The organism is Chelatococcus sambhunathii (genome assembly GCF_001418005.1).
In the GTDB taxonomy this organism is placed as follows: domain Bacteria; phylum Pseudomonadota; class Alphaproteobacteria; order Rhizobiales; family Beijerinckiaceae; genus Chelatococcus_A; species Chelatococcus_A sambhunathii.
On the sequence record NZ_LIOL01000003.1, the window covers coordinates 36,613 to 52,085 of the forward strand.

The following is a 15,473-nucleotide window of genomic DNA, read 5'->3' on the forward strand; positions in this document are numbered from 1 at the left end:
TCATTATATAGTGCCGGTTTAGTTTGATTGCCGCCCCTGATTCCCCTTTATTGGACGATTGGCCATGACCTATTCTTCTCAGAACACCCTCCTCTCAACCACGCCCCAGTAATCACCTGACACCCAGCCTTGGCCGCCGGCGGAATTTCCGGGCCGGTCCCGCCTAAGGCTGCGATCCCGTCGCGGTGGCAGCTTCACCCTGAACCGGGGCATTCACGCCATACCGGACACGGCGCTTCGATCGGCGTTGCTGCGCCGGCGCGTTCAGGCAGCCAACATGCGGCGGCGGAGAGGAGGGCAGCATTGCGGGCTGCGGCAGCGGGGCAACCCTCCGTCGCGATATCGACCGGGTGGCACGGAGCAGCTCCTCCGCTCCCCGTGGCGGCGGCTGTGGGGCGTGAACGGGGAACAGGGCGAGGCAAGGACGAAGACCGAACCGACAGGCGACCGTTTCATATGGACATTGCAACCCCATCTCATCCTGCCGGCGATACCACGCCGGCGATGTGTACGCCGCAGCCTGCCGCCTGGCGCAGGGTTGCGGTCGTGACGCGCACGCGGAACCGGCCGCTGCTGCTGCGGCGCGCCGCCCGGAGCGTCAGCCGCCAGACCTTCAAGGATTTCGTCTGGGTTGTCGTCAATGACGGCGGCGACGAAGAGACGGCGCGGTCCATCGTCGAGGGAAGCCAGCTTGACCGGAACAGTGTCCTCTTTCTCTCCCTGGCGCAGAGCCGCGGCATGGAGGCCGCATCCAACGCCGGCGTGGCGGCGTGCCGATCGGACTTCGTGGTCATCCATGACGATGACGACAGCTGGGCGCCCGATTTCCTGGAAAAGACCGTCACCTTCCTCTCAAGCCAGCAGGGACGGCGCTACGGCGGCGTCATCACCCATTCGATCCACGTGTTAGAGGACATTCGCGACGACGAGGTAATCGAACGTCGGCGCCGCCCTTTCCAGACCGCGGTGCGCGACGTACAGCTGGCGCAGATGATCCGCGGCAATTTCTTTCCACCGATCTCCTTCCTGTTTCGGCGAACGCTCTGGGATGAGATCGGCGGCTTCAACGAGACACTGCCGGTCCTCGGCGACTGGTTCTTCAATCTGGAATTCCTGCTGAAGGCGGACATCGGCGTCCTGCCGGAGCCGCTGGCCTTCTACCACCACAGGGACCAGGTCCCCGTCACGAACGTCTATGCCAATTCGGTCAGCGCGGCAGGGCACCAGCACGACGAACTTGCGGCGGTCGTGCGCAACGCGTTCCTGCGCCGCCACATGGACAAGGCCGCGGTGGCGCTCAGTCTCATCCTCAGCCATATCGACGACATGCGGCCCGGCGAGGTCACGGCGGCCGCGTCAGACCCGGTGCGGCGGCCGGCGAGCACCCCCAACGCGGCCGGCGACGACGACCGGGCGGATCTCGACTGGATCATCGGCAGCATCAACCGGAGCCTGGCCAGAAGGTCCCTGAAGTCCTTCGTGCGATCGCTGCGCGTCCGGCCTCTCGAACCCGACGCCGGCTGGAACGAGGCGCTGTCCGCCCTCCAGAAGCTGAAAGCCCCCATTCCCGTTCCAGACCATTTCGACGAGCCAGCCTATCTCGCCGCGAACCCGGATGTCGCAGCCGCCGTGCAGAAAGGACAGCTCCATTCGGGCTATGTGCATTTCCTACTGTTCGGCCGTTTCGAGGGCCGGCGCCGGCCCGGCCGCCATGTCAGTCCCTTCGCCGCGGCGCACGACAACGCCTGCCCGGCGCCGGACACGGCAAACGTTCTGAAGCCGGTCTTCGACACGCCCGCCATGCTGCGCGCGGCCCATCGCGTTGCCGGCTTCGAGCGGGTCCTGCACATTGCGCATCACGAATGGCACGGCATCCGCCAGGCCACAGCCTATTGCCCCGGGCATAAGCTGCTCATCCCGGCCGAAGGTACACTGGAGGAAGCCGACAAGGCCGGAATCGCCGAGGAGATCCAGGCTCTCGGCATCACGCATGTCGTTTTCCAGGGCTATTCGGAAAATGCCGACCAGTTGCTCCTGGCCCTGAAGTCCCGCTTCGGATCGGATCTGCGCTGCCATGCGGTCACGCACGTCACCACGGCGCAGTTCGAGCACTACTTCGAAATGGTGATGCAGGCACGCCTGCTGATACGGCTCCGGATGGGTTCCCTCCAGGGCCTCGCCTCGGTCAAGCCGGATTTCGGCGCCGTGTTCGAGAACTACTGGCCCAGCCTCATCGTCAACTTCGCGCCGGATCTGCCGTCGCAGCGCCGCGCGCAGCCGCCCGAACTGCGCTCGGTCTATGCGCCGCTCGACCCGGGCTGGCGCAAGAACATGTATACCAATGTGCTCGGCGCTCTCGCCGCCGGCAATGTCGAGCAGGTCAAGACCGCCAATTTCCCCAACGGCCTTGAAAGCCTCGTCAATCTCGACCGGCTACGGCTCGTCGGCTATCTGCGCGGGCGCGACCTCTTCGAGGAGATGGCGCGCAGCTCGCTCGTGCTGCTGGCCACCCTCGCCGAATGCCAGCCCATGACCCAGCTGGAGAGCCTGGCCGTCGGCACGCCCGCCATGACGGGACCGCTGTCGATCCGCGAGTTCGACGACGATCCGCTCATCCGACTCTGCACCACACCGCATCTCGACAATCCGGCCCTGCTGGCGCGCGACGTCGAGCGGCTGGTAGCGGCCCGGCACGCCGACCCGGGGGCGATGGCGGAGATGATCAGTTGCCACCTCGCCCGCCGCCATGCCCTGGCAGCGCAGCGCTATGGCGATTTCCTGGCCCTGTGACAGCCATGACGAAACCCGCGATCTGCTTCGTGACCAATGAGCTCTATCCGCTCGGCCCCGGCGGCATCGGGCGCATGCTCCACAATTTCGCCCGGCACAACGAGACGCTGGGCTCTCCCGCGGAGATCCACTTCCTCGTGCCGCCCGAACTCCTGGCAAGCAGGCCCGATGCACCGATGCTGCTCGCCGGGACGTTCGACGGGGTCGCGCAGGTGCACATCTGCCCGGACCTCGCGAACCGGCCGGACCTGATGGCCCAGCTGCTTGCGCGTGCCGGCGCCCATCCCTGGACATTGGAATGGCACCTGGCCGAATCCTATCGGTACTACCAGGGCCTCCTCGCTGCAGAGCGCCGGCGCGGCGCACCGTTCGACATCGTCGAGTTCCCGGATTTCGGAGGCTGGGCCGTGGCGAGTATCGAGGCAAAGCGCGCCGGCCTTGCCTTCACGCAGACACTCATCGCCGCCCGCATCCACTCGACACAAGGAGTGATCTACCGGGCGGAGCGTTTCACCCACCACCCCGGCCATTCCCTCGGCATTGTCTTCGATGCCGAGCGCCATCTGCTCGCCCATGCCGACCTGATCGTGGGGCACGAACGCACCGTCCTGGCCTTCAACGAGGACCATTACGGCCTTGCCGGACGCTGGCGAGGACGCTGCCTGCTGGAATTTCCGCCCATCCTTCCCGACGATGGCGACGCGCCGGTACAGGCGGAGCGCGAGCCTTTAGACTTCATCTTTTCCTCGCGCTTGCAACCCTTCAAGCGGCCGGACCTCTTCATTCGTGCCGCAATCCTCTTCCTGGAGAGACATCCGGACCACGCCGGCTGTTTCAGGCTCGTGTCCTATGGCTGGGACGAGGCCTATATCGCCGGCCTGCGGGCGCTCGTGCCGGAGACGCTGAAGGAGAAGATCCTGTTCGTCTTCGGCGCCAGCGCCGCCGAACGCGCGAGCCATCTCGCCCGCTCGGTGGTGGTCGTGCCGTCCGACTACGAGAGTCTGTGCCTGTTCGCCTTCGAGGCGAGCCGGATGGGTTGCAAGATCATCCTCAATGGACGCTGCCCCGCCTTCGGCAAGACCTCGCGCTGGCAGGACGAAAACAATTGCCTGCTGTTCGATGGTTCCGTCGCGGGTCTTGCTGCCGCAATGGAGAAGGCACTGCGCTGGACTCCCTCTGCCACAGCCAGCATAGCCCCCGACACGCCCTACTGGCTGCGGCCCGCGGCGTGGCCCGTTTCGCGTGCTCCCGCCGTCGCGCAGGTGAAGCGTCCTGGTGTCACGGTCGTCTGCCACGGGATTCGCTCACCCGCCGAGTTCGAACGGCTTTTCGATACCGTGCTGCCTCTCGATGCCGAGCTCGACCTGGCGGGCGGCACAGATGCGGTGCAGGTCCTGCTGCCGCGTGGGCATTTCGCCCCGGACGGGCCCGAGGCGCGCCGCGTCGAGGCCCAGGGCTGGCAGGCCGTCTTCCCCTCCGGCAAGAACGAATGTCCCGAGATGCTGGGGCGCCGGCTTGCCGCGCTGGAGCGGGAGGCGGTGCTGCTCCATCCCTTCGGCTTCGAGGCAGCGCCGGGTTTTCTCGCCCTCGCGCTCGACGCGATGGCCCGGGATGCGGAACTCGCCCTCGTCTGCGGCCATGTGGAACTCGTCGATCCGCATACGGCGAGAAGCGACTATCTGCGCGCCTATGCCGGCGAGGCGCCATCGATGGCGCTCGTCTCGAGCCGCATCGCGTCGCCGTTCTGTCTGCTGCGACGCGATCTGCCGACCCGGGTGCCGTTCGATCCGCGGGCCGGCGACCTCTGGTTCGAGGTCTTCGCCCGGGAATGTGCGCTGACGGGCGAGGGCATCCTCGTCATGCCCGTGATCGCGGCCACCATGGACGCCTTTCTGGCGGGGCGACGCGAGACAACCAAGAAGATCTCCGGCGGGCTCACCGATGCGGCAGGGATCGCGGTCGGGCTGCCTGCCCGCCTCCTGAGCCTCGACCCCGTCCAGCCGCCCGGAGATGGGCCCGATCGACCGCTGACGCTGCATGGCGAGCAATTGCGCCCGGTCTCGCGCATCCATCCCCAGGGGCGCGTGCGGGAATGGGAGCCGGTGCAATGGCATGGCGGCAGCCGAGGCATCATCGTCCACCCCATCGCAGGGGAGGTGACGATCGGCGAGTTGCGCGGCCCGCACCGGCGGGTGGGCCGCATCGTCGCCCATGTGCGCAACCTCAGCGAGCACAACGGCGGGGTCGAGGCAGCCGTCGCCCTGGCGCGCGGCAACGCGGCGACGCAGCGCATCCTCGCCCGTCTCGACGGGGGAGAGATGGCGGACGACGTCGCCCTGAGCGCCTGGCAGACTGTGGGGCCCGGCCGGCAGGCACTGATCGAACTCTCCGCCTATGGCACGAGCCGGGGCAACGATCGCCTGCTCCTCATCACGCGGCTGCCGCCCCGCGGCGAGGAGAGCGACTGCCATCTCGCCTTCGAACGCGTGGAGCTCTGGTTCAACGAGAACATCCTCTGACGGTGCGAATGCCGCGCATGCGGGCGACATCGGCGCTCCCGCCTTCAGCCACGCGCCCCGCCGTCTCACGCAAGGAACAGCCATGATCCCACCCTTCGGCCTTCTCGTTGCCCGCCAGCGATCCGGCACCGGCGCGCTGGGCAGCCTCCTCGACTGGCGCAACCATCCGCAATTCTATTATCTCGGCGAGATCTTCCACCCTGATGGCCTCGGCGATCGCCACAATTATTTCACCCACCTCCGCGACTACGTTCGGGAGGATCCGCTGAATGCGTTGGCGCAGAACGCACCGCAGAATTTCCGGAGATTTCTCGCGACCTTCGCCGGAGAAGGCCGGACGCTCCTGCCCGACGTCAAATACGACAGCCTGCATAGCCTCAACGGGCCCTGGCATGCGCCGCTTGCGCGGCCGTGGCTCCTGGAATTCGCGCGGGCCGAAGGCGCGCCGATCATCCACCTCACGCGGCGCAATCTCCTGGAGGTCTTCGTCTCCGGCCTGCTCGCGGCCGCCAACCAGGTCTGGCACACGGTCGATGCGGCGGAGGTGACGATCCGTTCCGCGGTCGTCGATATCCCGAAGCTGCTGCGCTTCATCGACGGCATGCAACGCGAACGACAGGTGATCGAGCAATGGCTCGACGGGCACCAGCCGCTCGTCGCGCTCGATTATCAGGAGATGTTCGACGCCCAGGGACTGCTGGCGAGCGAGCGGGCCGATGAGATCGCCCGCGCCTTCGGCGTGGACCCGCTGGCGCAGCGCAGGCCGTCCCTCGTCAAGCAGGCGCCGTGGAGTCTCACAGAATCGATCCGGAACTACGACGAGGTGGCAAAGGCGCTCGCCGGCACCCCTCATGCCTGGATGCTCGCCGGGGACGGCCCCCCGACAACCCGGCCCACGCCTGCCACCAAGGGATTGCCCGTGCAGAAATTCGTCTTCCAGAACTCCACCATCACCATCAACGGGCACAGTGTGACGATGCACAGCATCACGGCACCCTGGGGGGAGGACGACAACCTCCTCGGCGCAATACGGCAGGGTGCCTTCGACGAGCCGAAGTCCCTCGCCTACTGGCTCTTCCTGATGGAAGGCGCGCCGCAGAACGGGATGGTGATCGACGTTGGAGCCTATACGGGCCTCTATGCGCTGCTGACGGCGCGGGCCCGCCCGGACCTGCTCTCCATCGCCTTCGAGCCGTCGGCGGTGACCTTCGGCCGTCTCATCTACAACATTCAGCTCAACGGCTTTAATCCGCGCATCGTGCCCTGTCATCTGGCGGCATGGAACCGCGAGGAGATCCTGACCCTGCCGCACAGGTATGGCTTCTTCAGCCTGTGCTCGGGCGAGAAGATCAGTCAGACACAGGCGGTCGACCACACTGAGACGGTCAAGGCCGTACCGCTGGACGCCATCCTGCAACCGGCGCGGCTCGACTACCTCAATGCGCCACAGCTCGCGGCGATCGCCAAGCGCCCTGTCGTCGCCGTCAAGATCGACGTGGAAGGCGTCGAGCCCGAGGTGCTGGAAGGCGCGCGGCACGTCATCGCTGCCCACCGGCCCGCCTTCATCTGCGAGGCGCTTGACGCTGAGGCTCAGAACAGGCTCCAGACCTTCTTCACCTCCGTCGGCTATGCGGTCGAGCCGATCGCGGACGAGCGCAACGTGCTCGCCATGCCGGAAGACCACTATGGCGGCTTCGCGCGGGCATTCGCCGCCTGGGCGGCACGCAACGGCACGGCGGCGACCATCGGGGGGCATGTCATCGAGGATTCGCGCTTCGAGACGGAGCTGTGAAGCCGACGGGCCCCCTGCGAGTCACGCAGTTGTCAGAGCTCGGCCTCGGCCACCCAGTGCCAGTACACGGCCTGGGTCGTGGCGGTCGTGACGAAGTCGATCATGCAGCCGGCGCCGCCGGGCACGTAGACGCCGCCGATGGTGATGTCCGCGTCCGGCTGGGCGCGCACCTGCCCCGCGGCGCCGGTGGTCGGGTTGTAGATCGTCACCGTGGGCGCCGCGCGCTTGATGACGCGGAAGGGAATATCGGCCCGGTGATTGGTCGCGATCTGGAAGGTGTTCTGGTTGCGCCGGCCCATCTGGCTCGCCGTGCCCGGCGCCACCTCGAGATTGTAGGATTTTTCGAAGTAGCGCTGGCACATGATCAGCTCCTGGCTGAACGGCCGCACCTCGAAGGCCGACGGCACCGTGCCGTGCTCGAGCTGGGGCAAGGCGAAGGTGCCGCCCGAGAAACGCACGGTGACATTCGCGCCGCCGGCAAGCGACACGGTGCCGCCCTTCGCCACGGCCGCGCCGTTGACGCTGGCGCTTGCCGTGCCGTTCCATGAGAGCACGTAGGTGCCGGCCACGACGTCGAGGCCCTCGATCACCTGCTCGACGCCGCCGGCCGGCGCGGTAAAGGTGCGATAGCCGTTGGCCTCGGTCCAGGCGAGCGCCTGCCCCGCAGCCACCACCCGCCAGCGGTCGAGCGTATAGCGGCCGGCGGCCGCCGTCGCCGTGCCCGAGACATAGCCGCGCTGGTTCACGAGGCCGCGGGCGTTGATGAGGAGATTGCGCAGGCCGCACTCCTGCCGCGTCTGCGGAAGTGTTACCGCGCCGCTCGCGGGATCAATCCGCAGCGCCGGCGTCCAGAGCGAGCCGTCCTCCGAGACCTTGATCTCGAAATGGTCGCTGCCGGCGAGGCCGATCTCGGCGCGTCCCGACCAGTCGCTGTTGAAGATGAGCGAGACCGTGTCGGCGGAGCCTTCCTTGTTGAGCGCCATGCGCAGCGTGCCGCTACCCCCCTCGCCTGTGTATTTCGCCGACCAAAGGGCATTCTCGAGCTTGGCAGCAAAGCCATTGACCTCGTCCGCCCGAGTGCCGACGCCAAGAGCGGCGAGATTGTGCAGCTCGGTCGGCGTATCGTCCTGCATGGTAGCCCATTCCGTACCGGTCCAGACACGAAGACGCCCTTCGCCCGTCACATAGGCCATCCAGCCGGGCGCAGGGGCGAAGGTCAACCAGCCGCCGTCGACGAAGATGGCGACGTGGTGGTCCCTGCCTGTCCAGGCATCCGTCGCGCCCTCACCGACAATATGGCGCGCGCCTTCGGCCGGGTCGGCCGGTGGCACCGTCCGGTCCGTGTCCGCGACGGCAAGTTGCACCAGCGCATCCAGCATGTGCAGCGCCTCGTTATGGGTCACGTGTTTCTGCGCCTGGCCGGCGGCGATATAGGGCAGCTTCAGATTGGCGGTGGTTTCGGAAGCGATGGCCACGGCAGTCCCCATGAATGATCTGATGCAATGAATGATCCTATGTAGGAAATTAAACCTATAATAGGGAGAATGTCAACAGCCGTCGCTCGGACGTCGCCGTCGCGAGGCTTGCAAGTCGTTTCACCCATGGCTACATTCTGCCCGTTTTCCTGCGTTGTTTGCCATTTTTCATGTTTGATCCGATTGCCGAGCCATGCTGGACGCGACCGGCGCCGCCCCGCCTGCAAGCCAATCGACCGACCGCTTTGCGCTGAGCGCCCATCAGCGCATGCTGGAGGCGGAGGCCGTCCACGTCCTGCGCGAGACCGCAGCCGTGTTCCGCCGGCCGGCCCTCCTCTATTCGATCGGGAAAGATTCCTCCGTCCTGCTGCATCTGGCGCGCAAGGCTTTTTACCCGGAGGCCATTCCCTTCAAGGTCGTTCACGTCGATACGACCTGGAAGTTTCGGGAGATGATCGCCTTCCGCGATGCGCAGGCATGCGCGCTCGGCCTCGACCTCGTCGTCCATACCAATCACGAGGGGCTCGCGGCCGGCATATCGCCCTTCAGCCACGGCGCGGGCCTTTACACACACGCGATGAAGACGGTGGCACTGCGGCAGATCCTCGACCGTCTCGGCGCGGATGCGGCCATCGGCGGGGCGCGACGCGACGAGGAGAAGAGCCGCGCCAAGGAGCGCATGTTCTCGGTGCGAGCGCCTGGCCACCGCTGGGATCCGAAGATGCAGCGCCCCGAGCCCTGGGGGCTCGCCAATACGCGGCTCCTCGAGGGCGAAACCATGCGCGTCTTCCCCCTCTCGAACTGGACGGAGCACGATGTGTGGGCCTATGTCCGCGCCGAGGCAATCCCGGTCGTGCCGCTTTATTTCGCGCGCGAGCGGCCCGTCGTGCGTCGCGGCGACAGCCTGATCATGGTGGACGACGCCCGCCTGCCGCTCGCGCCGGGCGAGACACCGCAGCCGATGCGGGTGCGCTTTCGCACGCTCGGCTGCTACCCGCTGACGGCGGCGGTCGTATCCGAAGCCGCCACCCTCGATGCCGTCATCGACGAATTGCGCAGTTCGCGCCGGTCGGAGCGTGCCGGCCGCCTCATCGATGGCGAGCGGGCGGATTCCATCGAGGCCAAGAAGGCGGAAGGATATTTCTGAGTGCGCATCATCGATGCCTGCGCGACGAGCGCCGCGCCGATCAAGGAACACGGCCTGCTGAGAGTCCTTGCCTGCGGCGCGGTCGACGACGGCAAGTCGACCCTGCTCGGGCGGTTGATGGCCGACGCCGGCCTCGTGCCGGAGGACCAGATGGCGGCCGTTGCCGGCGCCGGCGGCGAGGATGGCTTCGACTACGCCCTGCTGCTCGACGGCCTCGCCGCCGAGCGCGAGCAGGGCATCACCATCGACGTCGCCTACCGTTATTTTGCAACGGCGCGGCGCAGCTTCATCGTGGTCGACGCTCCCGGGCACGAGCAGTTCACCCGCAACATGGCGACCGGCGCCTCAATCTGCGACGCCGCGGTGCTGCTGGTCGATGCGCGCAAGGGGCTGCTCCCGCAAACGCGGCGGCATGCGGTCATCGCCGGTCTGATGGGCATCCGCGATGTCATTCTCGCCGTCAACAAGATGGACCTTGTCGGCCATGACGAAAACGTGTTCAGGGCCATCGTGGCGTCGTTCCGCCCCCATGCCGACAGTCTCGGCCTCGATGTGCGCTCCGTGCCGCTCTCGGCGGCCCTCGGCGAGAACATCGTCCATCCCGCCGCCGCGATGCCGTGGCACGCAGGCCCCACCCTCCTCGACCTCCTTGAGACCCTCGCGCTCGCGCCGCGGCGCACCGGCAGCCTGCGCTTTCCCGTCCAGCGCGTCAGCCGGTCGGATCCGGACTTTCGGGGATATCAGGGCACGGTCGCCGGCGGCCGTGTCCGGCGCGGCGATCCCGTGGTCGCTTTGCCTGGCGGGCAGCCGAGCCGCATCAGACAGATCGTCACCTTCGCCGGCGAGTTGGAGGAAGCAGGGCCCGGCGAAGCCGTGACGCTGGTGCTCGACCGCGAGATCGAAGCCGGCCGCGGCACGGTTTTCGCCTGCCCGGACAACCCGCCGGCCTGCGTGAACCATGTGGTCGTTCGCCTCGTCTGGCTGTCCGAGATGCCGCTCGGCACGGGCCGGGAGTTGCTCATGCGGCAGGGCACGGACCTCGTGCCCTGCCGCATCACCGCCCTGCGCAGTCGGCTCGACGTCGTGCGCATGGCGGAGAACCCGGCAACAACGCTCGGCGCGAACGATATCGGCACGGCCGTTCTCGAGACAGGCCGTCCGGTCGTCGTGGAGCGCTATGGCGACAACCGAACGCTCGGCTCCTTGCTGCTCATCGACCGGCTGAACAACGAGACTCTCGCAGCGGGCATGGTGGTCGAAGCCGTGAACGCCGCCGCCAACGTCTACTGGCAGCGCTTCGATACGACCACGGCAGACCGGCCGAGCGCCGGGCGGCAGACCCCCGCCATCCTCTGGCTCACGGGTCCCTCCGGCGCCGGCAAGTCGACGGTGGCGAATGCGCTGGAGCGCCGGCTGACCGCGGCGGGATGCCACGCCTATGTGCTCGATGGCGACAACATGCGCCACGGCCTCAACCGCGATCTCGGCTTCTCGCCGCCCGAGCGCGCCGAGAACGTGCGGCGCCTCGCCGAGGTGGCGCATATCCTCGCCGATGCCGGCCTCATCGCCATCGTGGCGGCCATCGCCCCCTATGCCCAGGACCGGGCCAACGCCCGCGCCATTGCCAAGGACGTGCCGTTCTACGAGATCTTCGTCGACACGCCGCTCGATGTCTGCGCCTCGCGCGACCCCAAGGGGCTCTACAGGCGGGCCCGGCAGGGCCTCGTCAGCGACTTCACCGGCGTCGGCGCCCCCTACGAGCGGCCGCAGGCGCCCGACCTTCGCCTCGACGGCACGGCCGAGACGCCGCAGCAGGAAGCCGGACGCATCGTCGATCTCCTCGCCGCGCGCGGCCATGTGCCTGCTGCCTGATAAAAGAGGCTCCGCCGCAGCCCCCGGCCGGAAAGTGGCCGTCTTTTCCGGGCAGGATTGCGTTTCATCAAGGACGCGGGTCCACCGCGCGCCCAAGCTTGGGTTCTCCAAGAGGGAGGGAGAGACGATGACCCCGGACAAGCAAGCCACACGTCCGCGCCGCCCGAACGCCGGCGACATGCAACTGCCGCTCGAGGCATTCCCGCTCTGGATCAAGACTTCCACCTTCGACCTGCCGGTCGCCATCGGCACGGAGATGCTGCACTTCATGGCCCGCCGCCTGGAGGCCCAGGCCTCATTCTGGCAGGATCTCGGCCGCTGCCGCGACCTGCCGGAGGCCATGGAGCGGCAGACGGCCTTTGCGCAGCAGGCGGTCACGGACTATACGCAGGAATTCGCGACGCTCGTGCGCAAGGCCGAGGACAAGGTCATCCATACGGAGCACTGAGTGCGCGGGCTCCACGCCGGTCCGTCGAGGCAGGATGACGCCGACACACCACGTCACCGAAGATCAGGACGAGATCCTGCGCTTCCTTGCCTCGCCGGACAGCCATGGCGGGGGTGGCCCCGTCAAGCGCATCGACACGCACGGCGCGATCGTCTTCCTCACCGGCTCGGACGCCTACAAGGTGAAGCGCGCCGTGCGCTTTCCCTACATGGATTTCTCCAGCCTGGAGAAGCGGCAGCTCGCCTGCGAGCGCGAGATCGCGATCAACCGGCCCGGTGCGCCGGATATCTATCTCGGCCTCGTCCCGATCGTGCGCCGGGACGGCACGCTCAACCTCGGCGGCCCAGGCACGATCGTGGAGTGGGCGGTGCACATGCGCCGCTTCGACGAGACCCGTACGCTCGACCGCCTGGCGGCCGAGGGGGCCCTGACGCCTGCCATCGTCGCGGCCGTGGCGCGGGCCGTCGCGGAGGCTCATGCGCGGGCGCCCGTCCATCACGGCGCCGATTTCGCCGGCGCGCTCGCGGCCATCATCGCCGAGAACGGCACGAGCCTCGCCGAGCAGCCCGTTCTCTTTCCCGCGCAACGGACGGAGCGTTTGACCCGCCAGTCGCTCGCCGCGCGCGAGCGCGTGGCCACGCTACTGGCACAGCGCGCCCGGGATGGCCATGTCCGCCGCTGCCACGGCGATCTTCATCTCGGCAACCTCGTGCTCCTCGACGGGGCACCCCGCCTGTTCGACGCCCTCGAATTCGACGAGGCGCTGGCGACGACGGACGTGCTCTACGACCTCGCCTTCCTGCTGATGGACCTGATCGAGCGGAACCTGCAGGGCGAGGCCAACCTCCTTCTCAACCGCTACCTCGTCGAGAGCCGCGAGCCGGGCCACCTCGCCGGGCTCGCCGCGCTGCCGCTCTTCATCAGCGTCCGCGCCGCGATCCGGGCGAAGGTCACCGCGGCAGGGCTCGCCCATCTCGACGAGGAGGCGCGCGAGCGGGCGAGCGCCGAGTGCCGGCGCTATTTTAGCCTCGCCGAAGCTGTCCTCGACCCCGGACCGCCGCGGCTCGTCGCCGTCGGCGGCCTCTCGGGTACTGGCAAGAGCACTCTTGCCGCGGCCCTCGCCCCGCTGATCGGCCGCCCGCCCGGCGCCATTCACCTGCGCAGCGACGTCATCCGCAAGCAGCTCTTTGGCGCGGTTGAAACGGAGCGCCTGCCGGACAGCGCCTATGATGCAACGGCGACTGCCGCGGTCTACGACCGGCTGTGCCGCGATGCCCGGGCGGCGCTGGAAGCCGGCCGGCCGGTCATCGTCGATGCCGTACACCAGCGCCCAGGCGAGCGCGCCGCCGTCGCAGCGCTCGCCGCAGACCTCGGCATCCCCTTCACCGGGCTGTGGCTCTCAGCGCCGCTCGACAGGCTTGTCGCGCGCGTCGAGGCCCGCCGCGGCGATGCATCGGATGCGGATGCCGCAGTCGTCGCGATCCAGGCCGCGCGCGAAACGGGCGACGTCACCGCCGAGCCAGGCTGGAGGGCCGTCGACACGGACGGCACACCGGATGACGTGCTCGCGCGGGCCCGATTGGCCCTGGCGCAGGGCTGACGCGCCTACGGCTGCAAGGACGGTCGGGCGCTGCCCTCGTCCGGCGGGAAACGTGCCAGCGTCGCGATCACAGCCTCGTCCTCCACCTGGCCGAAATCAAGATAGGCGGCTCCGACGGCCCAGAACGGCTCCGGTGTCTCGAGGCAGACGACGGCATCGGCCTCGTCGCAGAGATCGGCGACGACGTCACGCGGCGCGACCGGCGTCGCGAGGACAAGCCGCGCCGGTGCGCGGCGGCGGATGGCCCGCAGGGCCGCCCTGACGGTCGCGCCCGTCGCGATGCCATCGTCGACCACGATGGCGCAGCGGCCTTCCACCCGCACGGGCGGGCGCGATCCGAGATAGAAGCGACGCCGGCGCTCGATCTCGGCGAGTTCGCGTGCCCGCACGGCTTCGAAGTCGGCAGGCGCAATCTGCGCCCCCGCGATGATCTCCTCATTGCACACGGTGATGGGCTCGGCCCCGTCAACGACCGCACCCATCGCAAGCTCCGGCTGCCGCGGCACTCCGAGCTTGCGCACGAGGACGAGATCGAGCGGCGCATGGAAAGCGGCGGCAATTTCGGCCGCGACCGGCACGCCGCCGCGCGGCAAGGCGAAGACCACGGGGTCCTCGTTCCGCCATCCCGCCAGGGCCTTGGCGAGCCGTCGTCCCGCCTCCACACGGTTGAGAAAAGGCATGGCCCACTCCTGTCCCGCCCCATGGCACTGTCGCGCAGGGCAGCGCCATGGCCATCCTATCGCCAGAGCCCCGGCGCGTCATGGGCAGGCGACCACTGTCGCCCATGGACGGATCGCGGCGCGCACGGCGAGGACGTCGAGGGCGTTCGGCGTGTCCTGCAAAGCTTCCAGGTCCGGCTTGAAAACCTTGTCGATGACAGCCGCGACCGTACAGGTCTCCGCGAGGTCCTCGGCCACCTCCGTCACCGGCATGTGGCCTATCCGTTGCGCTCGAAGGACCCGCCGAGCGATCGCCACCAAGCCGTCGCGGACGCCATCGCCCGCGCCGCAGGGCACCTGCGGGCAAGAATCAGTGGACGCGGGGCGGTCGCGCTCAACCCGCTCAGCCAACATGCCAGCCGCCGTCGACGAAGAGCCGGGCGCCGTTGATATAGGCCCCCGCATCGGAGGCGAGCAGCAGGCAGGCGCCGACGCAGTCCTGTGGCAGGCCAATGCGTCCTGCCGGGATCTCGCTCTCCACACGCGCCCGATAGGCCGGATCGACGAGGACGGCGGCGTTGCGCTCGGTCGCGATGGCGCCGGGCGAGACCGTATTGAAAGTGACGTTCTGCGCCGCATATTGGCGCGCCAGGTTGACCATCACGTTGGTCTGGGCGCTCTTCAGCGCCGCATAGACCACCAGGCGCGGATTGGGCCGCACCTCCTGGATGCTGCCCATGGCGATGACGCGGCCGAAGCCGCGCGCCGCCATGCCTGGCACCACGGCCTGCAGGAGGAGGAGGCTCGCGGTGAGATTGACCGCGACCTGTTGCGCAATCTCCTCCTCCGTCACGTCGCGCCAGTCGCGGCGCAGCTCGAGGGACGCATTGAGCACGAGAATGTCGATCGGCCCCAGCGCCTCGGCCACGGCCTCCGGCAGGCGCCGGCAGGCGTCCGCCTGGGCGAGATCGGCGGCGAACGCCTCGGCGCGGACACCGGCGGTGCGCATCTCCTCCACCGCTTCGTCCAGCGCCGCGCTTCCCTCCGCGCCGTGCACCGCGACGGCGCCGCCGCTCTGCGCGAGGCCGAGCGCGACCGCCCGCCCGATACCGCGGCTCGACCCGGTGACGAGGGCGACGCGCCCGCCGTTGCGGAATGGGCTCCCCATGGC

Annotated in this window: 11 protein-coding genes; 7 read left to right on the forward strand and 4 right to left on the reverse strand. The window is 68.2% G+C overall.

Annotated elements, in window-relative coordinates; all coding sequences use genetic code 11:
- The first annotated feature begins 129 nt into the window (after window positions 1-129).
- From ASC46_RS06780 to ASC46_RS06790, 3 genes are all read left to right on the forward strand, one after another.
- The gene (locus tag ASC46_RS06780; RefSeq protein WP_210165978.1) at window positions 130-2,790 is read left to right on the forward strand and encodes a glycosyltransferase; all 2,661 of its coding nucleotides are present in this window, start codon (window positions 130-132) and stop codon (window positions 2,788-2,790) included.
- 5 nt (window positions 2,791-2,795) lie between these two features.
- On the forward strand, window positions 2,796-5,309 hold the full coding sequence (locus tag ASC46_RS21210) for a glycosyltransferase family protein (protein ID WP_055458549.1): 2,514 nt from the start codon (window positions 2,796-2,798) through the stop codon (window positions 5,307-5,309).
- Between the two features lie 82 nt (window positions 5,310-5,391).
- Window positions 5,392-7,101, forward strand: coding sequence for an FkbM family methyltransferase (locus ASC46_RS06790; RefSeq protein ID WP_055458550.1), 1,710 nt, complete (start codon window positions 5,392-5,394; stop codon window positions 7,099-7,101).
- 32 nt (window positions 7,102-7,133) lie between these two features.
- On the opposite strand, the gene ASC46_RS06795 is transcribed toward ASC46_RS06790, so the two are convergent.
- Window positions 7,134-8,576: a DUF2793 domain-containing protein gene (locus tag ASC46_RS06795; protein ID WP_157672322.1), complete on the reverse strand. Its 1,443-nt coding sequence runs from the start codon at window positions 8,574-8,576 to the stop codon at window positions 7,134-7,136.
- 193 nt (window positions 8,577-8,769) lie between these two features.
- On the opposite strand from ASC46_RS06795, the gene cysD reads away from it, so the two are divergent.
- From cysD to ASC46_RS06815, 4 genes are all read left to right on the forward strand, one after another.
- Complete coding sequence (gene cysD / locus ASC46_RS06800) at window positions 8,770-9,723, forward strand: sulfate adenylyltransferase subunit CysD (protein ID WP_072249451.1); 954 nt, start codon at window positions 8,770-8,772, stop codon at window positions 9,721-9,723.
- A complete protein-coding gene (gene cysC / locus ASC46_RS06805) occupies window positions 9,724-11,595 on the forward strand; it encodes an adenylyl-sulfate kinase (protein WP_055458552.1) in 1,872 nt (623 codons plus the stop codon).
- Between the two features lie 127 nt (window positions 11,596-11,722).
- Window positions 11,723-12,043 carry a phasin family protein gene (locus ASC46_RS06810; protein WP_055458553.1) on the forward strand — a complete coding sequence of 107 codons (321 nt, stop codon included), beginning with the start codon at window positions 11,723-11,725 and terminating at the stop codon, window positions 12,041-12,043.
- A gap of 34 nt (window positions 12,044-12,077) precedes the next feature.
- Entirely contained in the window at window positions 12,078-13,643 is a 1,566-nt protein-coding gene (locus tag ASC46_RS06815) for a bifunctional aminoglycoside phosphotransferase/ATP-binding protein (protein ID WP_055458554.1), read from the forward strand.
- 5 nt (window positions 13,644-13,648) lie between these two features.
- Here ASC46_RS06815 and ASC46_RS06820 read toward each other — a convergent pair whose 3' ends face one another.
- The 3 genes from ASC46_RS06820 to ASC46_RS06825 form a co-directional block, all read right to left on the reverse strand.
- Complete coding sequence (locus tag ASC46_RS06820; protein WP_055458555.1) at window positions 13,649-14,323, reverse strand: phosphoribosyltransferase; 675 nt, start codon at window positions 14,321-14,323, stop codon at window positions 13,649-13,651.
- Between the two features lie 78 nt (window positions 14,324-14,401).
- Entirely contained in the window at window positions 14,402-14,575 is a 174-nt protein-coding gene (locus ASC46_RS21090; RefSeq protein WP_210165979.1) for a hypothetical protein, read from the reverse strand.
- 130 nt (window positions 14,576-14,705) lie between these two features.
- Complete coding sequence (locus ASC46_RS06825) at window positions 14,706-15,470, reverse strand: SDR family NAD(P)-dependent oxidoreductase (protein WP_055458556.1); 765 nt, start codon at window positions 15,468-15,470, stop codon at window positions 14,706-14,708.
- Window positions 15,471-15,473: the final 3 nt, after the last annotated feature.

What these genes read in the sequence shown, in the direction of transcription:
- ASC46_RS21210 (WP_055458549.1), top strand. Translation starts at nt 2,796, where the DNA reads ATGACGAAACCCGCGATCTGCTTCGTGACCAATGAGCTCTATCCGCTC.
- ASC46_RS06790 (WP_055458550.1), top strand. Translation starts at nt 5,392, where the DNA reads ATGATCCCACCCTTCGGCCTTCTCGTTGCCCGCCAGCGATCCGGCACC.
- cysD (WP_072249451.1), top strand. Translation starts at nt 8,770, where the DNA reads ATGCTGGACGCGACCGGCGCCGCCCCGCCTGCAAGCCAATCGACCGAC.
- ASC46_RS06810 (WP_055458553.1), top strand. Translation starts at nt 11,723, where the DNA reads ATGACCCCGGACAAGCAAGCCACACGTCCGCGCCGCCCGAACGCCGGC.
- ASC46_RS06815 (WP_055458554.1), top strand. Translation starts at nt 12,078, where the DNA reads ATGACGCCGACACACCACGTCACCGAAGATCAGGACGAGATCCTGCGC.
- ASC46_RS06820 (WP_055458555.1), bottom strand. Translation starts at nt 14,323, where the DNA reads ATGCCTTTTCTCAACCGTGTGGAGGCGGGACGACGGCTCGCCAAGGCC.
- ASC46_RS21090 (WP_210165979.1), bottom strand. Translation starts at nt 14,575, where the DNA reads ATGCCGGTGACGGAGGTGGCCGAGGACCTCGCGGAGACCTGTACGGTC.
- ASC46_RS06825 (WP_055458556.1), bottom strand. Translation starts at nt 15,470, where the DNA reads ATGGGGAGCCCATTCCGCAACGGCGGGCGCGTCGCCCTCGTCACCGGG.